Consider the following 25174-nt stretch of genomic DNA (forward strand, 5'->3'; position numbering starts at 1 on the left):
CTAGACGTGGGCGAACTTCAGTTGGACTTCTCAGCCTCGGGGGCCTCGTCGGCCTTCTTGGCCTCGGTCTTCGGCTCTTCAGCCTTGGCCTCGGTCTTGTCCTCAGACTTAGCGTCGTCCCCCTCGAGGAGTTCACGCTCCCAATCGGGCATGGGCTCAGCCTCAGCGGTCTGCTCTCCGGACTTACCAGCCGAGCGAGCCATGAGCCCCTCGGCGACGGCGTCGGCGATGATGCGGGTCAGCAGGGATACCGAACGAATAGCGTCATCGTTACCCGGGATGGCGTAATCCACCTCGTCGGGGTCACAGTTAGTGTCGAGGATGGCGACAACCGGAAGCTTGAGCTTGCGAGCCTCGTCGATGGCGAGGTGCTCCTTCTTAGTGTCGACGACCCAGACAGCTTGCGGGACCTTCGGCATATCGCGGATACCGCCGAGGTCCTTCTCCAGCTTGTCCTTCTCACGAGAGAGCATAAGCAGCTCCTTCTTGGTGAGACCGGAGCCGGAAACCTTGTCGAAGTCCATAGCCTCAAGCTCCTTAAGCCGGGCGATGCGCTTCGAGATGGTCTGGAAGTTAGTGAGCATTCCGCCAAGCCAACGCTGGTTGACATAAGGCATGCCAACCCGAGTGGCCTGCTCAGCGATAGATTCCTGGGCCTGCTTCTTGGTGCCGACGAAAAGGATCTGGCCGCCCTTGGCGACGGTCTCCTTGACGAAGGCGTACGCCTTGTCGATGTAAGTCAGCGACTGGTGCAGGTCAATAATGTAGATGCCGTTGCGCTCAGTGAAAATGAAGCGCTTCATCTTCGGGTTCCAGCGACGCGTCTGGTGTCCGAAGTGGACGCCGCTCTCGAGGAGCTGGCGAGTGGTGACGGCGGCCATGCCGTGTCCTTCCCTCTCTGGGCACATCACACAGATATGCCAAACGGTTGAGCGGTGACGCGGGATTGCGTCACCTCCTGATGCATCACCGTTCGCCCGCCTGCCATGGCAGGACCGTGGACGCCCGGTCGTCTGTGACGTCGATGCATGCGAAGTCAGCCCGAAGTAATCCGGACTGCGCGGCTAGTTTACGACATCAATAGGCAATCAAGCTAACCTCCCCCTTGACCCTGGCCGTCTCCGCGTGTCCGCCTACCATCCTGACGATCGCGGGCCACAGTGGATTGTGATGAACAACCCATCCCCGACCAGCGATGGCGCCGCACATCTGCCTGTGTCCCTGACGTTGCCCGTCGAGGACTTCTGTGAGCACCTCTCGGCGCTGCGGCGCTCGCCTAACACGATCCGCGGTTATCGAGCCGACCTCATCGATCTCATGGGTCATGCCCATTCCCACGGTGACGACACCTTGGGCAACATCGGCACATCCCAAGTGCGAGCGTGGTTGGCTGACACCCGACTAGCTGGTGCCTCGGCCGCTACCATGCAGCGCCGCTGGTCGGCTGCGCGAGTGTTTTTCCGCTGGGCAGCCAACGAAGATCTCATTGCCGCCGATCCAACGGCAGCTCTGACTTCGGCCAAAGTACCGAAACGTCTACCTGCCACTCTGGGCGTCGAGCAGGCTCGTCACATCCTTGACGAAGCCGTGGCTCAAGCTCGTAGCGATGAATCTCCCCAAGGCGCACGTGACGCCGCCATCCTCGAGGTTCTCTATGGCGCAGGACTGCGCGTCGGCGAGCTATGCGGTCTTGATCTAGGTGACGTCGATCGATCTCGCCAAACTGTGAAAGTCACCGGCAAGGGAGACAAAGAACGCACCGTACCCATGGGGGCGCCTGCGCTGCGTGCCATCGACACCTGGTTACCTCACCGTAAGGAATGGGTTGGGCCGGATTCCGGGCAGGCGCTCTTTCTGGGAGCTCGCGGTGGTCGCATCAATCAGCGCGTCGTTCGACGAGTCGTTCACACCCACTTGCGTGCCGAACCAGACTCCCCCGACCTTGGACCTCACGGGTTGCGCCACGCTATGGCAACCCATCTGCTGGAAGGCGGAGCAGACCTGCGCACGGTCCAGGACATGTTGGGCCACGAGTCCCTAGCCACCACGCAGATCTACACTCATGTTTCCACCGAAAGATTGCGCGCCGCGTTTCGTCAAGCTCATCCCCGCGCCTGAGCCATCTCGGATGGCTTCGGTCACCGTCGTATCAATACCTACTGCGCCGTCCCGTCCAGCCGCACGCCACGGTGGCATCAGGACACCATTTGAACTGGCCTTTTTCCTCCTGTCCCCTGGCAGATTCAGAGGTCGCACCAACCGCCCTTGCCCCGACGCCAGATGACGCCGATTGTCCAAGGGCAGCAACCGCACCTCGAGTTGCAACAATGTCATGGGGTTTTGATACACATCCCCCTTCTTCAGCCCCCAGTGCAAACAGGTGCGGGTGCATGGTGGTCCCATCCCGACAACTCCTATCACCTGGCCAGGCACCACGACCTGACCAACAACAACGCTAGGTACAACCGGCATGTGGGTTGTCCGACGACCGTCAGGAAGCAGGATGCTCACCACCCCCGCCCCCGCTACCTGGCCGGCAAAAACGACCACCCCAGCCGTCACGGTCGACACCGGTTCACCCACGACGGCCGCGAACTCCACTCCCCTACTACCGGGCAGCCATCGTTCAGCAGGCGGGGCAAACCCTTTGATGACTGGGCCTAGCACCGGCGGTGCCGGACGATTCGCTGCACCCCGCGTGGGAGGGACGGCGACGCTGTGGCTGGGAGCTGGCAAGACCAGCAGGCAGGTCCCCATCATGATAATTAATAAGCTGATGCAGACAGATCTCCTCATACCTTCAGTTGTCGCGAGAAACCGCGATTTTCGCCAACCAATATTCCAACTGTGGATAACCCAGCGACATCGGACCTCGTCCCTTGTGGATAGCCACCTGACCTTCCCTATCTGATCTGCTGGCCCCCGATCCTGGATAGGCTCCACCTATGGCCGTCACCCCAGTTCTCGCGTGCTACCGCACCTCCGATGCCGCAGTCGGTGGCATTACTGCGTGGCAGTTGACGACAGGACCTTCCGGGCCTCGCACCGACGTCGTGGGCAGCTGCCCCTTGGGGGATGCGTCCTGGGTCACCCCGCTGTATGACCTCGTCGTCGTGTTGTGCGAGCGCGATGGCACTCTTTGCGTTGTCCGCCCCGCACGCGGATTCCAGGTCGTCGCGACAGTGCTACTCAACGGCCAATGTCCTTGCCACGGCGCCATTGACCCCACTGGGCGTCTTATGGCCGTGGCCGATTACGCCTCAGGTCAGGTCGAATTCGTCGACCTCTCAGACCCCACTCAGCCAACAATCCAAAGTGTCCTCAGCCTCGGCCAGGGCAGCGTCTTTCCTGAACCGGTAGCAGACCGGCAAGAAGGTCCCCATCCCCACCAGGTGACCTGGTTGGATCGCGCCCATCTGGCGGTCACGGATCTGGGATCTGACCGAATCTACTTCCTGCGCTGGAGCGAGGCCGGGCCCGAGATCATTGGGTCCCTCACAACCCCTGCAGGATGTGGTCCGCGTCACCTCACCCTTACCGAGGATGGTCGCAAGCAGATCTTGGCAGTCGACGGAGATTATCAGGCACTGTGAGCACCTGGTCACGTCCTACCGGCCAGGACAGGTGGGCCCGCGAGTGGCGTTTCGTCCAGGAAACCGCGTCGTCGCACTGGTCACGTACCGGCACGCGCCGCTCCACTCAAGCACCAGCTGCCCCGTCAGCAATCGTCACCACCCCTGATGGTCAGCATTTCGTCGCCAACAGGTTGGTCGGCAGCATTGGGGTATTGGAAGGACGGTTCGGACGTCTCAAACTGATTGACGAATTTGATACCACCGGAGCGAACCCGCACGACATCACCGTCACCACTCAGAATGACACCCGAGTGTGGGTCGCGTTACCGGAAGAGGGCCAGATCGCGGTCCATCTACATAGCAAGGACACCAGCAGCTGGCAGGTCGAGACGACTATCGACCAGCCCGGCGCCATGAGGGTCATCGTAGGCCCGACTATCGGATGAACAGGGGCCGTCGCCCACTCGTGACACAATTAGTTACGGCCATTTGTCAACCCCAGGAGATGCAACCATGCGCAAGCACACCCCCAATGACAACCCCCACTGGGAGGATCTGTTCAAAGGTGGGTCGCTGCGTCGGGTGACCCGATGGGGGGAGCCCGTCCTGCACGCCAAGACCCGTCCAGTCACAGATTTTGACGAGGACCTGACGTCCCTCATCCGCGACATGTTCGCCACGATGGACGCCGCCGACGGTGTCGGCCTGGCCGCCACCCAGGTCGGGGTCGACCTAGCCATGTTCGTCTACGTCTGCCCCGACGCTGACAACATCGTCCACCACGGCGCATTCTGCAACCCAGTCGTCACTCTGCCGGAGGGACGCGACCGCCGCCTGGAGGCTGCCGACGAGGGCTGCCTGTCGTGGCCCGGTGGCTTCCAATCTATGGCTCGCCCCGGTCTAGCCACCTGCACCGGTCAGGATCCGTGGGGCAACGACATCACCGTCACCGGCACCGGGTTCTTCGCCCGATGCCTGCAGCACGAAACCGATCACTGCAACGGCATCGTTTTCGGCGACCGCTTGTCCAAGCGTGCGCGCCGCAAACTCGACGAGCAGCATGACGCCGTAGCGCACCTATACCCTGACAATTGGCCTGTCACTGCGAAAGGCTGAGCCCCGTGGGGCTTGTCTCCCGCAACTCGTAGCAGGCGACTGCGGCCGCCGCCGCAACGTTGAGAGAGTCCACGCCACCTGCCATCGGGATGCGCACCACGACGTCGGCTTGACTGATCCAATGGGCCGACAGGCCTGCCCCCTCGGTACCCATGAGTAGAGCAACCTTGCGCGGGTTACGCCTCAGGTCGGCCGAGAGGTCATCGAGGGTGACCGACTCGTCGCTTAGTGCCATCGCGGCCACGGTGAAACCGTGGTCGCGCAGCTCATCAAGGCCTCTCGACCAGTTCTCAAGACGGGCCCAGGGCAGCTGAAAAACCGTCCCCATGGAGGTCTTGATGGCGCGACGGTAGAGCGGGTCGGCCGCGCGAGGAGCCAGCAAGACGCCGTCCCATCCGATTCCGGCTGCACAACGAATGATGGCCCCGACATTGGTGTGATCGACAATGTCCTCACACACCACCAGGCGTCGGGTCGCCATGAGATCAGCGGCACTCCACCGAGCCTGGCGGCACATCGACGCCAGGGCACCGCGGTGAACGTGGAACCCGGTCACCTGCTCGGCCAGAGCCTCGGAGACGACGAAGACCTCGACGTCGAGACCGTCAAACAGATCCCGCAAACCGTCAATCCAACGAGGAGCTAGCAGGAAGGATCGGGGCGGGTAACCCGCCCCGCAAGCGCGCCGGATGACCTTGGCACCCTCTGCGATGAACAGCCCGTGCTCGGCTTCTAAAGACTTGCGCAAGTTGACGTCACGCAGGTTCACATAGTCGGCCAATCGTGGGTCGGCGGGATCGTCGATATCGATGAACGTTGCCACTTCTCCAACCTACCGGTGACTATCGTGGACAGGTGAGTTCTGCCCAGCCACACCGCAAGCTACCTCTTGACGGGTTCGTCCTCGCCATCGTGGTGACAGCGATCATCGGATCTATTCTGCCCGCCACTGGGCCCGCAATTCCCGTCGTCAAGCACGGCGTAACCGTCCTCATTTTCATCCTGTTCTTCCTGTATGGTGCCCGGTTGGAGCCCCGTGAAACCCTCGACGGTCTCAAGAACTGGAAGTTACAGGCAGCGATTCTGGCCTCCACCTTCGTCGTTTTTCCACTCATCGGATTAGCGATGCGCGGACTGGTGCCCTGGGCGCTACCTGGCACCCTGTACATCGGCATGCTGTGGATCTGCCTGGTGCCATCGACAGTGCAGTCGTCGATCAATTTCACCTCGATCGCCCACGGTAACGTCGCCGGAGCCATCGTCGCGGCCACGACGTCGAATCTCTTAGGCACCTTCCTCACGCCCCTCCTGGCCCTCCTTTTGATGTCAACCAGCGGCGGGCTCAAGATTCAACCCACAAGCTTCCTTGACGTGATCGTCCAGCTGCTGTTGCCCTTCGTATTGGGCCAGCTGTCCCGTCCCTGGACTGCAGATTTCGTCATAAAACACCGCAAACCACTCAAATACGTTGACCAGGGATCGATCATCCTCGTCGTCTATTCGGCGTTTTCAGAGGGTATGCGCGAACATATGTGGTCCCTAGTATCACCAGCATCGATGATCGTCCTGACTCTTATATGCCTGGCTCTGTTGTTCTTCATGCTGTGGTTAACCTGGGCAGGGTCCGGATGGCTCGGCTTTAACCGTGACGACCGCATCGCCATCCAGTTTTGCGGCACCAAAAAATCGCTGGCAACCGGTCTGCCTATGGCGACGGTGCTCTTCGCTGACCAGCCTGTCGGCCTCATCGTGCTGCCCCTCATGATATTCCACCTAGCCCAGCTCATCGCCTGCGGTGTGTTAGCGGGGCGCTATGCGCGGCAATGTGAGGCCGAGCAGTGACTGACCGTTCGTGATCTCGACGCTGCACCCGAAGATCCATCGTCATGAGGCCCATTCGGCCACCAGTTGGAACCGGCTCTCAAGGCCCCAACCGTGCATGATTTCTTGCACGATCATCATGCAAGAAATCATGCACAGTGCCCGCCAAACGAGTTATCGCGTTCGGGCACCGCCCGGGTACCTCAGTACAGACCAATCACTCGACTGAGCCGCTTCCCTGCTCCGCAATGGTCTGCTGCTCCGTCGGAGCCGGGGTGATCTGGCCACCGCCCATACTGCGTTTGGCTGACAGACCGGGATTCTCCAACTTGGCAGCCTCTTGGATCGCCTGCTGGACGGTCGCCTCAGAGGCCTCCTTTTCCTCCGCCTTCTGAGCCTCGATCTCGGCAAAAACATCAATCTTCTCCGGTGCGGCAAACTGCGACGGATCAGCCGCCGCAAAACCGCCCTTACCCGGCTCGTGTTCGTCCTTGCCCGCTAAGGAGCCAAGACCCTTCAAGGCGTCGTTCAGCTCAGAGGGAACCACCCACACCTTGTTGGAGTCGCCACGAGCAAGGGTCGGCAGCATCTGCATGTACTGGTAGGCCAGCAGACCCTGGTCGGGCTGACCGGCATGGATGGCATTGAACACCGTCGTGATTGCCTGGGCCTCACCCTCGGCGCGCAGCATCTGGGCCTGACGATCGGCCTGGGCACGCAAGACGGCAGCCTCACGGTCGCCTTGGGCACGCAGGATAGCCGACTCGCGGTCGCCGCCGGCCGACAAGACCTGGGACTGACGCTGACCTTCTGCCAACAGAATCGCGGCTCGCTTGTCGCGCTCGGCCCGGGCGCCCTTCTCCATCGCATCACGAATCGTGGGCGGCGGCTCAATGGCCCGCAACTCAACCCGGTTGACTTTGATACCCCATTTGCCAGTGGCCTCGTCAAGGACTGACCGTAGCTTCTGGTTGATCTCTTCTCGGCTGGTGAGGGCCGCCTCCATGTCCATACCACCGATGATGTTACGCAAGGTCGTCATCGTCAGTTGCTCGATGGCGGTCTTGTAAGACTGCGCCTCGTAGGCGGCGCACTCCGGATCGACGATCTGGAAATAGATCACCGAGTCAATGTTGACCATGAGGTTGTCCTCGGTGATGACCCCCTGCGGTGGGAAAGGGACAACCTGCTCACGCATGTCGAGGTTATGCTGCACTCGATCGATGATCGGAATAAGCAGATGGGAGCCAGGGTTAAGACGCCGATTGAACTTTCCGAGCCGCTCAACGAGACCGATCTTCTGCTGGTGAATGATTTTGATGCTCGACGACAACACGACGACGAGCAGGACAATAATCACCAGACTGGGGACGAACTGGGGCATGAATACTCTTGCGATACTTGAGGTGCCGGTCAGGCTCCGGCATCCCCCTCATCATGCCAGATCAAGGCCACACGCCTAGATCAGGAACTCAGGCTCCTGAAAACCGGATATACCACGAGCGTCGCACCGTCGACCTCGTACACCTCAATTTTCTCCCCGGCAGCGATAGTCGACCCGGGTTCCAGGGCACGTGCCGACCACTCTTCACCGTCCACCTTGACCTGACCGTGGCCATCTGTGATGTCGCTCGTAGCAACGCCGTCAGAACCGACTAGTTTGTCCAAAGCTGACCGGTATCCCGGAGCCTCACGCACCCGGCGCAACAACGTTGGGCGCAGCACGGTAAGCAATAAAGCTGCCACCACAGCAGCGACGATGGCCTGCAGTAACCACATTCCTGGAATGATCGCTGCGGTGATTGCTCCTGCTCCCGCACCGGCAGCGAGCATGAGCAGGGTAAATTCTCCGCTTAGCATCTCCGTGCACGCCAGCACAGCGGACGCCACCGCCCACAGCAACCAGCGATGTTCCCCGAAAGATTCCAACACGGCGCACTCCCGTCGTCGGTGCGGTGTCAGCGGGCAGCACGAGCGTTCCAGCGCCCGTCAATGTGACTGACCATCAAAGGCATACCGAAAGCACCAGAGAGGACTTCCGAGGTCAACGTCGTCTCCACTGGACCGGCAGCCACGATGCGACCCTCCGCCATCACTAACGCATGGGTGATTCCAGCCGGAATCTCCTCTAGATGGTGAGTGACAAGAACCGATGCCGGAGCATCGGGATCAGTAAAAATAGCCGACAGCACTTCAATAAGCTGCTCGCGACCAGCTAGGTCAAGACCAGCAGCAGGTTCGTCCAACAGCAACAGTTCCGGATCGGTCATGAGAGCACGGGCAATTTCGACCCGTTTGCGCTCCCCCTCGCTCAGGGTGCCCCACATACGATCGCCCATCCCGCCGAGTCCCATCCGCTCCAGCAGAGCGTCGGCACGAGCCAGATCCTGCTCATCGTAGGCTTCGCGCCAACGGCCCACGACAGCCCAGGCCGCCGAAACCACCATATTGCCGACCTTTTCCGATTCCGGAATGCGGTGAGCTAAGGCCGAACAGGCCATTCCGATCCGCGGTCGCAGTTCGAATACATCGACCGCACCGAGGATCTCGTCGAGAATCTCCACCAGCCCCACAGTGGGATGAAGCTGAGCTCCCAGGACCTGCAGAAGGGTCGTCTTACCCGCTCCGTTAGGCCCGACCAGCACCCAACGCTGATCGTCCAAGACGTCGAGGTTGACATTGTCGAGGATCCAACGGTCCCCGCGTCGAACTCCCACGCCTGCCAACTGCGCCGCTGCACTCATGGGTAAGAACTTACCTTGTGGCGACGACATACCCGGGCTGTCGTGCAGAAGACGACTAGGCAGTGCCAAGAACGCTTACCCTGGCACGAGAAAAAGGCGTCTAGTCTGGGCGAATGCTCGAGATCTGCTGCCGTCTCACCTGCCTGCTCAACGACCTGTGTGCCGGTCGCACCACCGCTCCCCACGCTGAGGCGGAGCTACTGAGAATGGCAGCGGCCCACCATGTTCACGATCCCGACGAAACGCTCGGCCTATCCGAACATGATCCGTTGTCGTCGGTCCCCATCCGGATGGCCCTAGCCCGGATCTCCCACGTCCCCCACGACACTCCCGTGCTGTGGGGTCTGCTGCTGCCTGCCCCCGGTCAGCTTGCTGGTCTGCGCGGTCCGGCTCAGGTCAACCGAGCCGCTCTCGACGCCGGTGCAGTCGTCGTTTGTCATCAAGGCTCTACGACCATGCCCGCCGGGACCGCGTGGATCCCTCATCCGGTGGGTTCGGCGATGCAGTGGACGGTCGTCCGGGCTGTCGCTCCTCTACCGCCCCCTACCCCCGCCGACGCCGCTCCGTTGCTGAGATCGGCCATCTGCGCGACGGCTGCTCAGCTCAACGAGCTGAGCATGATGGGAGGACGTCGTCCCGACGTCGTGCCCCCGCACCTCACCGGTCATCGTCCAGCCGATCAGCGTCTCCTGGACTCGGCATGGACCGTGATGATGGCCTGCGATGCCGGGCGTGAATCAACCATGATTACCGCCTACGGAGCACAGACACGAGAAACGGCGCTGCGCCAACTGCGCAACGCCGCCTCCCAAGCTGTTACCGCAGCCACGTCGTGGCCACTGACCTAAGTGGATCAAGCTCCGGTCGAACCCATACCGCCATCGACGTGGATTATCTCGCCGGTAGTGGCTGGAAACCAGTCAGACAAGAGGGCAACAATTCCCTTGGCCGCGGGCGTGGTGTCCTTGGTGTCCCAGCCAAGCGGGGCACGCTCCCCCCACACATCATTGAAGGCATCAGCGCCCGGAATAGCTGTTTTAGCCATGGTGTCCAGCGGACCAGCGGACACTAGGTTGCAGCGCACACCTTTGAGGCCCAGGTATCGAGCCAGGTAGCGATTGGCCGATTCCAGTCCCGCCTTGGCCACTCCCATCCAGTCGTAGAAGGGCCAGGAGACGGTGGCGTCAAAGGTCAGACCGACGACCGAAGCATGCTCGGCGAGGATGTCGTCAAGGGCGGTCATCAAGGAGACATAAGAATACGTGGAGGTGTGGACAGCGACGGAGACGTCATCCCATTCCGTTTCGAGAAACTTGCCCCCCAGGGCCGTCTTGGGATTAGCGAAGGCGATGGCGTGAACGACACCATCAAGCTTTTCCACTCCGAGGTCGCGCAGTTGCTGAGGCAGGGCGGCCAGCTGGTCGGCGTCGGTGACATCGAGTTCGAGTACCTCCGGCACCGGATCGAGTTTGCGAACAGCTCGACGGGTGACGCCGACGGCACGCGGCAGGTTCGAAACAATAACCCGGGCGCCCTCATCCTGGGCAATCTGGGCCGCTTTAAAAGCGATAGAGGTGTGCATCGTCACGCCTGTGACGAGGACGGTACGTCCTTCAAGAAGTCCCATAGTGATGTCCTTCCGGTCGATGTGGATGGATGTGATGGTGTCAGTGGCCCATGCCGAGTCCTCCGTCGACAGGGATCACAGCCCCAGAGACGTAGCTGGCGGCATCGGAGACGAGAAATCGGACGACCGCAACGACATCGTCGACCGATCCCAGCCGCTTGGCCGGGATGCGCTCGAGGTATCCCGAAACAAGCTTCTCCGGCAGTTCCTCGGTCATGTCCGTGGAGATGAAACCGGGAGCGACAAGGTTGCAGGTAACGCCGCGAGACCCTAGTTCACGGGTCACAGAGCGGGCCATGCCCAGCATCCCAGCCTTCGACGCCGCATAGTTGACTTGCCCGGGGGAACCGAGCAGACCTACCACTGACGAAGTCAAAACGATGCGGCCAAAACGGGCCCGGGTCATCGCCCTGGCAGCGCGGCGGATAACGCGGTAAGCGCCGGTGAGATTAGTGTCGATGACCTCGGTGAAGTCCTCCTCCTTCATGCGGGCGAGCAGCCCGTCCCGGGTAATTCCGGCATTAGCAACCAGCACCTCGACTGGGCCAAGCTCCTGCTCGACCTGGCTGAACGCCACGTCGACCGAGTCGGCGTCAGTGACGTCGCAGGCGATCGGCAGCACCCCTTCGGGTGCGGTAGCCGAGCGACTCGTTGCGGCCACTCGGTATCCCTGTGCGTGCAGATCTGCGGCGATCGCAGCACCGATACCGCGCGATCCGCCGGTGACGAGGGCGACGCGCCCCGGGGTGTCTAGACTCATAGAATGAACCTATCGCACGCCACGACCAAGAGTTGGGAAGGCTCGACCTGATCAACGCGACGCACCTAGGCTGGACAGGTGAGTGACGCAGCACGGGCTCGGTGGCGTCGAGGGCACCGTAACGCCCGGCATTCGATCACGTCTGCCAAGAGATCAGCCAGTGAAGACCTCGAGATGCGTCAGCGACGCTACTTATGGTCGATGCTCGTGCGAACAGTATGCTTTATCGGACTCGTCATCACCCCGAGCCCATGGCGCTGGAGCTTCCTGGTGGGGGCAGCCGTCATCCCTGCCATCGCCGTGGTGCTCGGCAATGCCGCCGACCGACGCACCACTGACACTATGCCGTCTCAGCAAAGCACAGAATCTCAAGGCGAGCTCGGCTCGGCCATGACCATTCACGGCGAAGTCGACGAAAACTGATCCGGTCGCGCAGACGCAACAAATAGCAAAGCCCAGTCGTGGGGCATTACTGGGAATCGACCAACTAGGCTCGACAGCGTGAAGAAGCTGTGGGTGAGATGGGTGGCGCTGACACTGCTCGTCATTGTCCTGAGCCTGGTCATGATCCGGCTGGGACAGTGGCAGCTGCACCGGTTGTCAGGGCGTCGCGAGGCCAACAACATCATCCGCACCAACCACAGCAAACCGCCGGTCGAATGGTCAACTCTCATGGGCGACCACGAGGTGACGCCACAGCAACAGTGGCGACCCGTCACCATCACTGGCACTTTCGATACCGCACACGAACTCCAAGTGCGCTACCGGAGCAACGACGATGACAATGGGTCAGAAATCGTTACCCCCATCGTCACGAAGGACAGCCGCCACGTCCTCATTGATCGTGGTTTCCTCAAGCGCTCCTCACATGAGGGCGACGCGCAGACCCTACCTCCAGCCCCCAACGGAGTCGTGACAGTAACTGGCCTCGTCAAAGGTAATGAGCACGGGAAACCCACCGCCACCGACCCCGTGGAGGGCAAGGTTCGTCTCATTAACTCCGACGCAATCGGTAAGGCGCAGGGGATTATATACGTCAGCGGATACATCTCAACAACGTCGATGGCACCAGCACAGCGTGATCTGGTTCCCAACGAGCTTCCGAAACTCGACGATGGCCCCCATCTGTCCTATGCCATCCAGTGGTTCTGTTTCACGGCTATCGCGGTCATTGGACTGTTCGTCCTGATCCGAGGGGATATTAAGGACCGACGCAAACGCCGGGCCAAAGCGGCTCGTTCAGCCGCTCAGCGAGCTGTCAGCGGCCCGGAACCGAATCGCCATGACGCGTCACACAACCGCGGCGCGAAGACACCAGGGGCCCACACGTGACGCCGACACTTTCCGTAGTCCTGCCGTGGCTGATCTGCCCCACCTGTCAGCGGCGCGGCTGTGAAAACCCGTTGGCCCGTGAGGGGAGGTCGCTGCGATGCCCCGAGCACCACTGTCTCGATATCGCCAAGCAGGGCTACGTCACCATGACAAGCGCCCCGGCCGGTGCTAATGCGGACACCGTCGAGATGATCGCTGCCCGCCAAAGAGTGTTGGACGCCGGGCTGTTCCGTGACCTTGATGCTCGGCTGGCCGAGATTCTCACCGACCGAGATCGCATTGTGGAAGTAGGAGCTGGAACCGGTCACCATCTGGCCCAGGTTCTCGAGGCCCACCCCGATTCCCACGGTCTGGCATCTGACGTCTCGAAAGCAGCTATCCGGCGGGCGGCGAAAGCTCATCCTAGGATGGCGGCAGTGGTTGCCGATACCTGGGCTGGGCTGCCTATCCGCACTGGCTGTATAGATGCTGGGCTGTGCGTCTTTGCGCCTCGCAACCGTGACGAGTTCGCGCGCATCATGAAACCTGACGGGATCTTCGTCGTCGTCACCCCGCTACCTGACCATTTGCAACAGCTGCGTGAACGCACCGGGATGATCGGCATCCAGCCCCACAAGCACGACGAGCTCATGGCAGCTTTGGCATCACGGTTTACCGTTATCGGCCATGAAGAGGTGCGAGCGGACATTCCTCTGGACAAACAGACGGCCTCTGACGCTGTGGCAATGGGGCCTAGCGCCCACCACATCCACAACGTTCGTGTCGATGCCATGTCCGTCACGTCAGCTGTGGAAGTGACGGTTCTGTCTCCCCGGTGAGCGGGGTTCCTGCCGGAAAGAACCACCCTCAAAACTGGCGGTTATCGATGCTGTGCTCGGCCTTGTCTAGCCGACGACGCGCCTTGCGTACCTTGCGATCAGCCTTTTCGGCCTTAGCCCGACGCTTGTTGAGGGTCGGCTTGGCCTTCTTGCGACGAGACTTTCCTGCCCCGGCGCGACGCAATTTGCGCAGGGCTTTCTCAGCCTTGTGTGCTTTGCGATCGGCTTTTTCGGCCCGGGCGACGGCGGCCTCAACAGCCAATTTCAAAGCGTCAATGTCTTCAGGGCTCGGCGAGGTCCCACCACCATTGGTATTCGAATCAACCGAGTCTTGTTGGTCGACCTCCTGCGATTTCTCAACGGTCTCGCGTTCAGCCTTCGTCTCCGGGGATGCCGGATCAGCGCCTCCGCGGCGCCGAAATTCAACGCCGACCTCTCGCAGCAATTTTTGCACTAGCCCGTAGGACCGACCGGATTCGCGTGCCAGGGATCGGATGGACACGCCATCGTGGTAGCGACCCGCCAATTCCTCGGCCACCGCTTGTCTGGCCTCACCGACCAGCCTAGGCGCACGTGCGACCATCAACCCTCCTCGACACCAACCCACGCATTCTCATGCTACGGCATGGCGAGGCTGCGCACGACGCGGTATCAGGCCAGACTGATGAGTTCGGCGTAGTCAGCACTCCACATATCTTCGGTGCCATCGGGCAGGACGAGCACACGATCGGGGTCCAGCGCATGGACCGCTCCCTCGTCGTGGGTGACGAGGACAATAGCGCCACCGAAGTTTCCGATAGCGTCGAGAACCTGTGCTCGGCTAGCCGGATCGAGGTTATTTGTTGGTTCATCAAGGAGCAGCACGTTGGCCGAAGAGACGACCAGAGTCGCCAGAGCCAGACGTGTCTTCTCGCCACCCGAAAGCACCCCGGCCGGCTTATGCACATCGTCACCGGTGAACAGGAAGGAACCGAGTACTTTGCGCATCTCGGTCTCATTGAGGTCACTCGCAGAGCTGGCCATGTTCTCCAGCACGGTGCGGTCCATGTCGAGTAGATCGTGCTCCTGGGCAAAGTACCCGAGTTTGAGCCCGTGCCCGGCGATCACCTCTCCGGTGTCTGGGGTCTCCTTACCCGCCAGGATCCGCAGCAGAGTCGTTTTGCCAGCACCATTAAGCCCGAGGACGACCACCTGGGATCCACGGTCGATATTGAGGTCTACCCCGGCAAACACCTCCAACGAGCCGTAAGTTTTGGTGAGGTTGCGTGCTGTGAGCGGGGTTTTACCGCACGGGGCCGGATCGGGGAAGCGGATGGCGGCTACCTTATCGACGGCCCTCTCTCCCTCAACTCCCGCGAGTAATTTCTCGGCGCGCCGAGCCATCTGCTGTGCCGCGACGGCCTTGGTCGCCTTCGCGTGCAGTTTGTCGGCCTGAGCCTGGAGGGCGGCAGCCTTACGTTCAGCGTTAATTCTCTCCTTGTGACGGCGCTTCTCATCAGCGGCTCGCTGCTCAAGGTAGAGCTTCCAACCCATGGAATAGATGTCGAGAGTGGCCCGATTGGCGTCGAGGTGGAAGACCTTGTTGACGGTGGCCTCCACTAGCTCAGTGTCGTGGGAGATCATCAGGACCCCACCCGAGTAGGACTGCAGGAAGCTACGCAACCAGACGATGGAGTCAGCGTCTAGGTGGTTAGTGGGCTCATCAAGGAGCAGGGTGTCCGCTCCGGAAAAGAGGATGCGCGCCAGTTCGACGCGACGGCGCTGACCCCCCGAGAGGTTCTTCAACGGCTGAGAAAGAACGCGGTCGTCAAGCCCCAAGTTCGACGCAATTCTGGCAGCTTCCGCGGAGGCGCCATACCCACCAGCCGCAATGAGGCGGTCCTCGGTTTTGGCGTATTTGTCCATCGCGACGGCTCGGTCCTCCTCAGAACCGTTGGCCATCTGGTGTTCCAGGGTGCGCATTCGCTCCAACATGTGGTCGAGGCCGCGCGCTGACAGAATCCTTGCCCTCGCGATCGTTTCCATGTCTGGATCGCGGGGATCCTGCGGCAAGTAGCCGAGTTCGCCGGTACGACGTACTGATCCTGCTGCGGGAAGGGCTTCACCGGCCAAGACACGCGTTAGGGTCGTCTTGCCGGCGCCATTGCGACCCACTAAACCGACCTTGTCCCCAGTAGCTACCTGGAAACTCACCGGGTTGAGCAGGAGCCTAGCTCCGACTCGCACCTCCACATCTTTGACCTGCAGCACCGGGCCATCTTCCCCCGTTCCGGCGGCCAGGGACAAATGCCCGCCGGTTCAAGCAGCCTTAGCGACGCAGAACCATCGGGACGTGATCAATCCCAGCCTCCTCAAAGTGCGGACCGGTAACGACGAATCCAAAATCGCGGTACCAGTTCTCGAGGCAAGACTGGGCGTACAGGGCAACCTCCCGGCCGCCATCGACATGTTGCTACAAGAGTGGCTCCACAGACGCATCAACACGATCATCGCAGTCTGCTCAAGTAACGGGATCGTCACCGTTATGACACTGTTCTGGTTGCTAGTCTGATAACCTTGAGTGCCGTGAGATTGGTATCATTCATCTTCCCCATCTACAATGAAGAGGGCAATATTGATGAGTTGTACTCACAGATGAGTCAGCTCGTGGAGGGGCAGCCTTTTCGCTCTGAGTTCATCTTCATCAACGATGGGAGCAAGGATAGTTCGCTCACGAAACTTTTAGCCCTCCATGAGCAGGACGAACGAGTTGTCATCATTAATCTGTCGCGAAACTGGGGACATCAGCTTGCCGTGACAGCAGGGCTCGACTATGCCGACGGTGATGCGGTCGTCATCATGGATTCCGACCTACAGGATCCTCCCGAAGTGGCCTTGGAGCTCATCGAGAAATGGCAAACCGGGGAGTACGACGTCGTCTACGCGCAGCGACGAACCCGTCAAGATTCCGCATTCAAGAAATTCACCGCCACCATGTTCTACCGGGTGCTCCACAGCATATCGAACGTCGACATTCCGCGAAATACCGGAGATTTTCGGCTCTTGGACAAGAGAGTTGTTGTGGAGCTGCGAAAGTATCGAGAGCACGATCGGTTCTTACGCGGAATGGTTAGTTATATCGGTTTCCGCCAAGTGGCTGTGCAGTTCGATCGTCACGCACGCCATGCCGGGGCCACTGGGTATCCCTTGAAGAAGATGATTCGCTTTGCCACCGATGGCATCATCGGATTCTCCGATGCGCCTCTGCGGCTGATCTCGAAGATCGGGACAGTGGTGTCGCTGGCCTCCCTCATTGGCATCATCTATGCGCTGCTACGTAAGTTTCTCTCCCCGCAGGAAGTGGTGAACGGTTGGACGTTCACCATCATCACTATCATGTTCTTTAGCGGCGCCCAGATGATTATGCTCGGCATCATCGGCAGCTATCTCGCACGAATTTATAGCCAGGTGAAGGGTCGTCCGCTGTACGAAATCAGCACGATTGCTAGCCGCGGCGGCGCTACCGTCCACGCCAGCAGCGCGTACCGCAGTGATACCGAGAGCAATCCACCATCCCCCATCTCCCATTACTCCAACCTCAAGGACACCCCGTGAGACGGCTCACTCGAATATCTGCTCATGACAAACCCGAGCCGACCTACACCACGATTGCCCGGTTCAACGTCAACGTGTTGGGGTGGATTTTCCTCGCTGCGGCGACGCTCTGCTCATTGCTCATCCGCAAAACGGTCGTCCGCTTCCATAGCGCTGACTATCAAATATTTCTGAGAAAATGGTATGAGCATCTCAGTACATACGGGTTCAGCGGTTTCCGCACGGAGTTCGCGGATTACAACTTCCCTTACCTTTACTTGTTGTGGGCAGGAGCCAGGGCTGGGATTCCGCCACTGGCTCTCGTCAAGGGGATCTCAATCTTTTTCGACCTCGTTCTCGCGGCAGCGATCATGTTCCTCTTCCGGTCGCTCCACTCATCCCCCTTGATAGCCGCAGGGGCGGGGGTTCTCACCCTGCTCATGCCGAATGGCTGGCTCAACAGCGCGGTCTGGGGACAGTGCGACATCATCTACACCAGTTTTCTCGTGTTGTGCGTCACAATGCTCATTCGTCGCCAGTTCTCCTGGTCATGGTTCTGGTTCGGAGTCGCCTTCTCCTTCAAGTTGCAAGCCGTCTTTCTGCTCCCCTTGCTCGGCGTGCTCTGGCTGATAGACCGCCGCCAACACTGGTGGGCACCAGCGTGGGCAGTAGTCCCCCCCGTGCTGGCTCCTCTTCCTGCAGTGGCGGCCGGACGACCACTGGCATCGGCTTTTGGGGCGTACGTTGGCCAAGGGTCCCAGTTCTTCACCACTAATGCGCCAAATTTCATGTCCTGGTTCGGGCCGAATGCCAAAATTATCGGTCACGCCTCACTCTGGCTGGCACTGGGCATCATCTTTTTCATTCTGGCTGCTGTCGTAAAAATTCACTGCGGACAGCTGGACACAAACACCATTCTGTGCCTGTCAGCATTCGTTCTACTCGCCATTCCGTTCCTGCTCCCTACGATGCGCGGACGCTATTTCTTCCCTGGTGAGATCTTCCTTCTAATCTGGGTGATGAAAAATCGCTGGCGCAACTGGTGGCTGCTCCTACTCATTTACGTTCCGCTGACGTTCGACTACGCCCGGAACCTATTCCACAGCACATTCCCCTTAGGTAGCAAAGAACTATCGGTGAGCATTCTCGTCGGATTGGCTCTGCTACTGCGGGAAACCACGGCACCGATCCACAAGTCATGAGTTCATCCGAGACAAACAGTCGCCATGTGAAAGCCAACGTCGCACGCCTGATCAGATTCGGCCTGGTCGGTTTGCTGAACACAGCCGTGTACTACATCGTCTACCGATTGCTTCTGTGGTTCCTGCCTTATCTCGCAGCTCACATCGCTGCCTTCTGCGTCGGCATCATCATAAGTTTCTTTGCGAACTGCGCATTCACCTACCACGTGAAGCCGACGTGGCGGCGTTTCATCGCATTCCCAGCGACAACACTCATCAACCTGTTCATCACGACATTCGGGTCAGCAGCTCTGGTGCGGTGGGCAGGAGTAAGTCCAAAATACGCAACACTCGTCGCAACCGCCGTCGCAGTTCCGTTCACCTATATCGCGACGACATTCGTCTTGGCGGGCCGCACGCAGGTGGAGCGTCCTGGCGAACCCCATCAATCTGCAGGATCGTGAATGGATTGACCCACCACTTAGCGCATCCAGGTGGACGCAACGCTGGAGCTGCGCCCGACCATCGTCAGTGATGCGCTCCAGGCCCCATGGCGGCCACCACGCCCAGTTGATTGCCACGGACTTCACAATCCCCTCGAGCGCAACGGCATCCTCATAAATGTCCTCGTCAAGCTCGACACTGCCACGCGAACGCATCATCTGCTGAAAACCCCGATAAAGCTCCTGAGCCTCACCAACAGTCTTACCAACGACAAGATCCGACATCACAGACGTCGACACCTGCGAACTCGCAGCAGCAACTCACCCTCACAAGACGGATTAGCCCGAGTCACCTCAGCGTCATAGTTCTCACGCAGACCGCTGTGATGCTTCCCCCGTTCCGGCGGCCAGGGACAAATGCCCGCCGGTTCAAGCAGCCTTAGCGACGCAGAACCATCGGGACGTGATCAATCCCAGCCTCCTCAAAGTGCGGACCGGTAACGACGAATCCAAAATCGCGGTACCAGTTCTCGAGGCAAGACTGGGCGTACAGGGCAACCTCCCGGCCATCAGCACCGGCAATCTCGAGGGCGAGATCCATCATTCGCCGACCAATATGCAAACCCCGACTGGCAACATCAACGGCCACTCGTCCAATGACGAGGTGGTCTTGGTCATCAAGAATGCGCAGCGTACCGACCGGGCGACCGCCGACCGACGCCCACACGAGGACGGTAGTGGGTTCGAGTTCGCGCCCGTCTAGGTCTGGCTCAGTGCACCGTTGTTCCCCATGGAACACTGCGCTGCGCAGCCACAGGCAGGTGTAGAGAGTGGTCACATCCATGCTCATGGCGTGGGCATGACGAAGGTCAACATCGCCCGATTGAAGGCCTGTTCCGACGGCATCAGCATCATTTTCCCGTGGCGAAGAAGACATCATGCCCCACATCTTGACAGAATGTCTGACATGAGTACGCCACGCCGAGCAGCACCAGAGGACGACACCGATCTGGCGGACGTCTCCCGTTCCTGGCACAGGTACCTCATCCTCGTCATCTGCAGTGTCATCGTCGCTATCCTCGGGCTAGGCATTTTCGGCTACCTGGCGTGGTGGTCGTTGTGCGATCAAGCCGCCGGAGTCTGCCAACATGGTGAGCCCGTCATGTACTGGTGTTCAGTGGCCGCCCTGGCCATTCTCGGTCTCATCATCGGGGTCTTGACACAGATTTGGTTAGAGAAACGTTGGTGGCATCTGCTCGCCATCATCATCCCGGCTGTTCTCATCATCGCCGGTGTTTTTTTCTGGCTCGCCGTCTAGAAAGAAGCGTCTTTGGCTTCAAGGGACGACGCAGGTATTGACTGACCTATCGGCTCCCCAAGCAGGTTGCGGCCTGCACCCTCCTCACGCGGCGTCTACACGATTTCAACACCGTGTTCGCGTTCAGCAACTACAATAAGAATGCACACGGCATCTGTACCAGTGCGCCACAGACGACGCTGGCCGGGGGAGGTTGTTGTGAGCGAGATCCATCGAGTTTTATTCGAACCGACGACTATCGGTTCCATCCACGTCAAGAACCGCTACGCCATGGCCCCGATGGCCCCATTCGGCATGTCCACTGCTGAAGGTGGCTGGAACCAACGCGGAATCGACTACTACGTCCGGCGCGCTGCCGGCGGCATTGGTCTTATTATTACCGGTATCTGCCAAGTGACGAACCCAGTCGAGCACCTCCCGAGTGGGACCCTGCCTAATCCGACACTGTCTCCGGCGTGCTTCTTGCGAACCTCGCGAGAAATGACGGAGCGCGTCCATGCCCACGACTCCCGCATTGTCCTGCAGGTCGGCGCTGGGTTCGGACGCGTCATCATGCCCGTCATGCTGCGCCCTGGTGAAAGGCCAGCAGCCCCGTCGGAAATCCCGTATATGTGGGATCCGAAGATCACCTGTCGTGAGATCACCATTGACGAGATCCACCAGATCGTCTCCCAGTTTCGCATCGCTGCAAAAGTGGCCTATGAGGCTGGGTTTGACGGCATCCAGGTGCACGCATGTCACGAGGGCTACCTCCTGGACCAATTCGCCATCGAGAAGTTCAACCATCGCACCGACGAGTACGGCGGTTCCCTCGAGAACCGGCTGAGATTCCCGCGCGAGATTGTCGAAACCATCCACGAGACGGTCGGAGACGACTTTCCGGTGCAAATCCGGTTCTCGCCCAAATCCATGATGAAAGACTGGAACGTCGGCGCACTCCCCGATGAAGACTTCGAGGAGGTCGGCCGTGACATGCCCGAAGGCATCGAGGTCGCCCGTCAGCTGCACTCCTACGGCTACGAGGCCCTTGACATCGACGTCGGCTGCTACGACTCCTGGTTCTGGAACCATCCACCGATGTACCAGGCCAAGGGGCTGTACCTGCCCTATGCCTGCGAGCTGAAGGAGGCTCTGCCAGACATTCCGCTCATCGTCGCAGGCAGGATGGACGATCCCGATCTTGCCGCTAATGCCGTCTCTGACGGGATCGTCGACATGGTGTCCCTAGCCCGTCCAACCTTGGCGGACCCGGACATCGTCGTCAAGCTGCAGACCGGCCATCCCGAACAGGTGCGTCCCTGCATTTCGTGCCAGGAGGGCTGCATGGGTCGCATCGGCAAGTACACCGCCCTCAATTGTTCGGTGAACCCCGAAGCCGGACGCGAGGCCGATACCCATGTGCGCCCAGTACTACCGCATCACGCCAAGCGAGTGCTCATCATCGGGGCCGGGCTAGCCGGCATGGAGGCTGCGCGAGTTCTCAGCGAACGCGGACACGAACCTCTCATCGTCGAGGCCAGCGACCACATTGGCGGAGTCATCCTTGCGGGTGGTCAACCTTCCTTCAAGGAGGACGACCTAGCTCTGCTGGAGTGGTACCGCACCACCCTGGAGGAGTTGGGCGTGGAGATTCGACTCAACACCACCGTAACGGCTGATCTTATCGCTTCCTTCGGGGCCGATCACGTCGTCCTGGCGACCGGATCGAGGCCGCGTCGACTCGACCTAGGTGATGATGCCAAGGTCATTGACGCCACCGACGCTCTGCTCAACCGCGACGCGTTGGGTAGGCAAATCGTCATCGTCGGCGGCGGCTTGACGGGCTGTGAGCTAGCCCTCGCGATGAGGGAGGCCAACGCCGAGGTGACGATCATCGAGGCCGAACCCGATATTCTCGCCCGTAATGCCCCGTTGTGCGTTGCCAACGAGGACATGTTGCGTCGCTTGGTGCCATTCCGCGGAGTCAAGGTGATGGCAGATGCCAAAGCCCTGCACACCACGCCGAGAGGACTGCTGATCGAACTCAACGGTCACGAGCAGGAAGTACCAGCCGACTCGGTAGTCACCGCCATCGGATACCTACCCGAGCAGGATCTTCGTGGTGCCGTCGAGGCGACCGGGCTACCGTTCAACATCGTCGGTGACGCTCGCAAGCCGGCCAACATCATGTACGCGATCTGGGACGCCTACGAGGTCGCCTCGACCATCTAACGGTTGGGGTCTGGCCACCCAACTCCCAGATCCAACAGAGGGGTTACCCTCCCCCGGGGTGCCGACTTGCCGAAGTCGACGCCCCGGCCCCCGCATCGAGGCATAACGCCCGAAAATGAGAGAAAACGGATAAAACAAGAAAATATACAAGATGGGGCTAAAACCCCGCTAATATGTCGCATGTTTGCAATGACGCAAACGAAGGTAAGAATCACAGCGAGGTGACGATGACCGACATGAAAAAGACAGATGGACTGTCTCAAAACAACCCCATGGATGAATTCAAGAGGGCGCGTCTGCTCTCCCGTCAAGGTGGAGGTGAGAAGCGCATCAAATCCCAGCACGAAAAGGGAAAAATGACTGCTCGGGAACGCATAGACACCCTCCTTGACAAAGGTAGTTTCCAAGAACTCGGCAGCCTGGCCACCCACCAGGTGACCGATTTCGGCATGGCAGAGAAACGATTCCCGGGCGACGGTGTCGTAACTGGCATCGGGAAGATCAACGGACGCCGAGTTGCGGTGTATGCCCAGGACTTCACGGTACTCGGTGGCTCGTTTAGCCAGGTGCAGGCTCAGAAGATCAATCGAATCCAGGATCTCGCCTTGGAAAGTGGCATCCCTATCGTGGGGCTCAACGACTCCGGGGGCGCCCGCGTGCAGGAAGGTGTACGAAGCCTGGCCGCCTATGGCGAGGTGTTCGCCCGAAATGTCAAGGCGTCGGGTGTCATCCCCCAGATCAGCGTCATTATGGGTCCGTGTGCCGGTGGAGCGGTGTACTCCCCCGCCCTCACCGATTTCACTGTCATGGTGGACGGCACCTCGGCCATGTTCCTCACCGGCCCTGGGGTGGTGGCCTCAGTCACTGGAGAGAAGGTCAGCGCCCAGGAACTCGGCGGTTCGGATGTGCATAGCGCTCGCAGTGGTAACGCCCATTTCCGAGCTCACTGTGATGCCGAGGCCCTGGCTTTAGTACAGCTCATCCTGGGGTACTTGCCCTCAAACACTCAGGAGGACGCACCCGTAATCGCTAGCAACGACCCCGTCGATCGCCGCGACGATGCCCTCAACGACGTGGTGCCCTCCGATGAAGGGTCCGCGTACTCGATGCGGGAGGTGCTGGAAACGATCTTTGATCGCGGCAGCCTTCTTGAAGTCCACCGAGAATTCGCGCCAAATGCCATCGTCGCCTTTGCCCGTCTGGGAGGGCGTTCTGTGGGTGTCGTCTCTAACGAACCAAGTTTTATGTCCGGAGTGCTGGACATTAATTCCTCGGACAAGATCAGTCGTTTCGTTCGATTCTGCGACACCTTCTCCCTACCGGTGATAACCTTCGTCGATTGTCCAGGATATCTGCCAGGGGTGGATCAGGAATACAATGGCGTCATCCGACACGGGGCAAAAATCATCTACGCCTACTGTGAATCGACCGTGCCGAAGATCTCCGTCGTAACCCGCAAGGCCATTGGCGGATCCTACGTGGCCTTAGGGTCACGACAGATGGGCACCGATGTCACCCTCGCCTGGCCGACTGCCCAGATCGCCGTCATGGGTCCCGAGGGTGCCGCGCCGCTGATTAATGGTCGCCAAATTTGTGAGGCCAGCAACCCAGATATGGAACGCCAGCGGTTCATCCAGGAGTATCGGCAACGTTTCTTCAACCCATACCGTGCAGCCGACATCGGTCAGATCGACGAAGTCATCGAGCCGCGCGAGACACGGTTCCAACTGGCACAGGCCCTTGATCTGCTACAGACAAAGGTCGTCAACGTTGTTCCCAAGAAACACGGTTTATTCCCAGTGTGAGGAGACCAATCATGGCCAATTTCACATGGAGCCTAGAGATGATGATCCTTGGCATGGGAACGGTTTTCATCATGCTCATTTTGCTCATGCTTCTTCTTGTTTCGATCGGTCGATTAGACGCCCGCACCATCAAGCGCCAGCAACGAGCGGGTATCGGAGCGAAGTCCGAACCTGAGCTTCTTCCAACCTCATCGCAATCCGATATACCCAAGGACAAACTAGCCGCCATCGCGGTAGCCATCGTGGCCCACCAGCAGGCGCAATCGAAAAACCCTCTGCTAACTCCCCAGAAGCAGGAATTGCAGACTCGCCCCCGGGAAAGTCAGTGGGTCATCGTGGGACGGTACTCACAAATGCGACGCACCAGGAGATGACCATGGATCACTACATCGTCACAGTGCATGACACAGCATACGAAATTGGCGTAGATGACATCGGGACGTCGCGTTTCTCGGTGACCGTTGATGGGGAACAACTTGAGGTCACACTCCAGCTAAAGGACGCTGCAGCCACCAAGGTAGACAATTCCAACGGCGTGACCCGCCCGAGTGGTAGCAGTTCCTCAGCTGACAACACACAGACATTTTCCGCATCGGAACCATCGACCCCAACTCCATCGAGTCAAGGAGCAGGCCAGATGACGGCCCCCATGCCCGGGGTGATCGCCGAGGTCCGCACTAGCTCGGGAACCGCCGTAAGCAAAGGAGACACCCTGCTGGTTCTAGAGGCCATGAAGATGAAGAACGAACTCCACGCCGATCACTCGGCTGTTGTCGAGGCGCTCCTGGTCAAACAGGGCGACCAGGTGAAATATGGCCAACCCTTAATCCAGTTCAAGGAGGCGTAGACC

At 59.9% G+C, this 25174-nt stretch carries 26 protein-coding genes and 3 pseudogenes; 16 read left to right on the plus strand and 13 right to left on the minus strand.

Annotation, left to right across the window (positions count from 1 at the left end; all coding sequences use genetic code 11):
* Positions 1–17 precede the first annotated feature (17 nt).
* On the minus strand, positions 18–881 hold the full coding sequence (rpsB, locus tag A5483_RS07260; RefSeq protein WP_002548317.1) for a 30S ribosomal protein S2: 864 nt from the start codon (positions 879–881) through the stop codon (positions 18–20).
* Between the two features lie 289 nt (positions 882–1170).
* Here rpsB and A5483_RS07265 point away from each other — a divergent pair, with 289 nt between their 5' ends.
* Positions 1171–2118 (plus strand): tyrosine recombinase XerC, encoded by a 948-nt coding sequence (locus tag A5483_RS07265; protein ID WP_002548305.1) that lies wholly within the window; start codon positions 1171–1173, stop codon positions 2116–2118.
* Here A5483_RS07265 and A5483_RS07270 read toward each other — a convergent pair.
* Positions 2038–2796 carry a M23 family metallopeptidase gene (locus tag A5483_RS07270; RefSeq protein WP_063811443.1) on the minus strand — a complete coding sequence of 253 codons (759 nt, stop codon included), beginning with the start codon at positions 2794–2796 and terminating at the stop codon, positions 2038–2040. The genes A5483_RS07265 and A5483_RS07270 overlap by 81 nt on opposite strands.
* Positions 2797–2945: 149 nt before the next feature.
* Between A5483_RS07270 and A5483_RS07275 the strand changes: the two are divergent.
* Positions 2946–4021, plus strand: a pseudogene (locus A5483_RS07275) (lactonase family protein).
* A 67-nt stretch (positions 4022–4088) separates the two neighbouring features.
* Positions 4089–4691, plus strand: a complete 603-nt coding sequence (gene def, locus A5483_RS07280; RefSeq protein WP_002548295.1) for a peptide deformylase — start codon at positions 4089–4091, stop codon at positions 4689–4691.
* On the opposite strand, the gene A5483_RS07285 is transcribed toward def, so the two are convergent.
* Positions 4675–5514 carry a TrmH family RNA methyltransferase gene (locus A5483_RS07285; protein ID WP_063811402.1) on the minus strand — a complete coding sequence of 280 codons (840 nt, stop codon included), beginning with the start codon at positions 5512–5514 and terminating at the stop codon, positions 4675–4677. The genes def and A5483_RS07285 overlap by 17 nt on opposite strands.
* Positions 5515–5546: 32 nt before the next feature.
* Here A5483_RS07285 and A5483_RS07290 point away from each other — a divergent pair, with 32 nt between their 5' ends.
* A complete protein-coding gene (locus A5483_RS07290) occupies positions 5547–6533 on the plus strand; it encodes a bile acid:sodium symporter family protein (RefSeq protein WP_063811403.1) in 987 nt (328 codons plus the stop codon).
* A gap of 196 nt (positions 6534–6729) precedes the next feature.
* Here A5483_RS07290 and A5483_RS07295 read toward each other — a convergent pair whose 3' ends face one another.
* The 3 genes from A5483_RS07295 to A5483_RS07305 form a co-directional block, all read right to left on the minus strand.
* Positions 6730–7896, minus strand: coding sequence for an SPFH domain-containing protein (locus A5483_RS07295; protein ID WP_063811404.1), 1167 nt, complete (start codon positions 7894–7896; stop codon positions 6730–6732).
* An 80-nt stretch (positions 7897–7976) separates the two neighbouring features.
* Complete coding sequence (locus tag A5483_RS07300; protein ID WP_002549959.1) at positions 7977–8444, minus strand: NfeD family protein; 468 nt, start codon at positions 8442–8444, stop codon at positions 7977–7979.
* A 26-nt stretch (positions 8445–8470) separates the two neighbouring features.
* Positions 8471–9256 carry an ABC transporter ATP-binding protein gene (locus A5483_RS07305; RefSeq protein ID WP_082864016.1) on the minus strand — a complete coding sequence of 262 codons (786 nt, stop codon included), beginning with the start codon at positions 9254–9256 and terminating at the stop codon, positions 8471–8473.
* A 113-nt stretch (positions 9257–9369) separates the two neighbouring features.
* On the opposite strand from A5483_RS07305, the gene A5483_RS07310 reads away from it, so the two are divergent.
* A complete protein-coding gene (locus tag A5483_RS07310) occupies positions 9370–10104 on the plus strand; it encodes a hypothetical protein (RefSeq protein WP_002549957.1) in 735 nt (244 codons plus the stop codon).
* 5 nt (positions 10105–10109) lie between these two features.
* Here the strand turns inward: A5483_RS07310 and fabI are convergent, their stop codons facing one another.
* The gene (gene fabI, locus A5483_RS07315; protein ID WP_042843119.1) at positions 10110–10883 is read right to left on the minus strand and encodes an enoyl-ACP reductase FabI; all 774 of its coding nucleotides are present in this window, start codon (positions 10881–10883) and stop codon (positions 10110–10112) included.
* A gap of 40 nt (positions 10884–10923) precedes the next feature.
* The gene (gene fabG / locus A5483_RS07320; RefSeq protein WP_063811406.1) at positions 10924–11643 is read right to left on the minus strand and encodes a 3-oxoacyl-ACP reductase FabG; all 720 of its coding nucleotides are present in this window, start codon (positions 11641–11643) and stop codon (positions 10924–10926) included.
* A 135-nt stretch (positions 11644–11778) separates the two neighbouring features.
* Between fabG and A5483_RS11390 the strand changes: the two genes are divergently transcribed.
* The 3 genes from A5483_RS11390 to A5483_RS07335 all read left to right on the plus strand — a co-directional run bounded on the left by A5483_RS11390 (position 11779) and on the right by A5483_RS07335 (position 13793).
* Entirely contained in the window at positions 11779–12066 is a 288-nt protein-coding gene (locus A5483_RS11390) for a DUF3099 domain-containing protein (RefSeq protein ID WP_306417292.1), read from the plus strand.
* Between the two features lie 78 nt (positions 12067–12144).
* A complete protein-coding gene (locus tag A5483_RS07330) occupies positions 12145–12975 on the plus strand; it encodes an SURF1 family cytochrome oxidase biogenesis protein (RefSeq protein ID WP_153023081.1) in 831 nt (276 codons plus the stop codon).
* A complete protein-coding gene (locus A5483_RS07335; protein WP_002550042.1) occupies positions 12972–13793 on the plus strand; it encodes a putative RNA methyltransferase in 822 nt (273 codons plus the stop codon). The genes A5483_RS07330 and A5483_RS07335 overlap by 4 nt, the downstream gene beginning before the upstream one ends.
* Before the next feature lie 28 nt (positions 13794–13821).
* Here A5483_RS07335 and A5483_RS07340 read toward each other — a convergent pair whose 3' ends face one another.
* The 3 genes and pseudogenes from A5483_RS07340 to A5483_RS11395 form a co-directional block, all read right to left on the minus strand.
* The gene (locus A5483_RS07340; RefSeq protein WP_063811407.1) at positions 13822–14376 is read right to left on the minus strand and encodes a helix-turn-helix domain-containing protein; all 555 of its coding nucleotides are present in this window, start codon (positions 14374–14376) and stop codon (positions 13822–13824) included.
* Positions 14377–14444: 68 nt separating this feature from the next.
* Positions 14445–16043: an ABC-F family ATP-binding cassette domain-containing protein gene (locus A5483_RS07345; RefSeq protein ID WP_002550052.1), complete on the minus strand. Its 1599-nt coding sequence runs from the start codon at positions 16041–16043 to the stop codon at positions 14445–14447.
* A gap of 58 nt (positions 16044–16101) precedes the next feature.
* A pseudogene (locus A5483_RS11395) lies at positions 16102–16230 on the minus strand (GNAT family N-acetyltransferase); the annotation flags it as partial.
* Between the two features lie 128 nt (positions 16231–16358).
* On the opposite strand from A5483_RS11395, the gene A5483_RS07355 reads away from it, so the two are divergent.
* Genes A5483_RS07355 through A5483_RS07365 form a run of 3 tightly spaced genes read left to right on the plus strand, consistent with a single transcriptional unit; the run spans position 16359 to position 19011 of the window.
* Complete coding sequence (locus A5483_RS07355; RefSeq protein ID WP_002549988.1) at positions 16359–17387, plus strand: glycosyltransferase family 2 protein; 1029 nt, start codon at positions 16359–16361, stop codon at positions 17385–17387.
* Positions 17384–18568: a hypothetical protein gene (locus tag A5483_RS07360; protein ID WP_063811408.1), complete on the plus strand. Its 1185-nt coding sequence runs from the start codon at positions 17384–17386 to the stop codon at positions 18566–18568. Before A5483_RS07355 ends, A5483_RS07360 begins: the two co-directional genes overlap by 4 nt.
* A 26-nt stretch (positions 18569–18594) precedes the next feature.
* Entirely contained in the window at positions 18595–19011 is a 417-nt protein-coding gene (locus tag A5483_RS07365; protein ID WP_002550008.1) for a GtrA family protein, read from the plus strand.
* A gap of 42 nt (positions 19012–19053) precedes the next feature.
* On the opposite strand, the pseudogene A5483_RS12415 reads toward A5483_RS07365, so the two are convergent.
* Positions 19054–19427 (minus strand): annotated as a pseudogene (locus tag A5483_RS12415) (iron-sulfur cluster assembly scaffold protein); the annotation flags it as partial.
* A gap of 2 nt (positions 19428–19429) precedes the next feature.
* A complete protein-coding gene (locus A5483_RS07370) occupies positions 19430–19930 on the minus strand; it encodes a GNAT family N-acetyltransferase (RefSeq protein WP_063811409.1) in 501 nt (166 codons plus the stop codon).
* A gap of 18 nt (positions 19931–19948) precedes the next feature.
* Between A5483_RS07370 and A5483_RS07375 the strand changes: the two genes are divergently transcribed.
* From A5483_RS07375 to A5483_RS07395, 5 genes are all read left to right on the plus strand, one after another.
* Positions 19949–20308: a hypothetical protein gene (locus tag A5483_RS07375; protein WP_042843127.1), complete on the plus strand. Its 360-nt coding sequence runs from the start codon at positions 19949–19951 to the stop codon at positions 20306–20308.
* 198 nt (positions 20309–20506) lie between these two features.
* On the plus strand, positions 20507–22519 hold the full coding sequence (locus A5483_RS07380) for an oxidoreductase (RefSeq protein WP_063811410.1): 2013 nt from the start codon (positions 20507–20509) through the stop codon (positions 22517–22519).
* A 227-nt stretch (positions 22520–22746) separates the two neighbouring features.
* A complete protein-coding gene (locus A5483_RS07385; protein WP_082864017.1) occupies positions 22747–24324 on the plus strand; it encodes an acyl-CoA carboxylase subunit beta in 1578 nt (525 codons plus the stop codon).
* Positions 24325–24335: 11 nt separating this feature from the next.
* Positions 24336–24698 carry an OadG family transporter subunit gene (locus tag A5483_RS07390; protein WP_063811411.1) on the plus strand — a complete coding sequence of 121 codons (363 nt, stop codon included), beginning with the start codon at positions 24336–24338 and terminating at the stop codon, positions 24696–24698.
* Between the two features lie 2 nt (positions 24699–24700).
* Positions 24701–25171, plus strand: a complete 471-nt coding sequence (locus A5483_RS07395; RefSeq protein WP_063811412.1) for a biotin/lipoyl-containing protein — start codon at positions 24701–24703, stop codon at positions 25169–25171.
* The last annotated feature ends 3 nt before the right edge of the window (positions 25172–25174 follow it).

Source organism: Cutibacterium namnetense (genome assembly GCF_001642025.1).
Classification (GTDB): domain Bacteria; phylum Actinomycetota; class Actinomycetes; order Propionibacteriales; family Propionibacteriaceae; genus Cutibacterium; species Cutibacterium namnetense.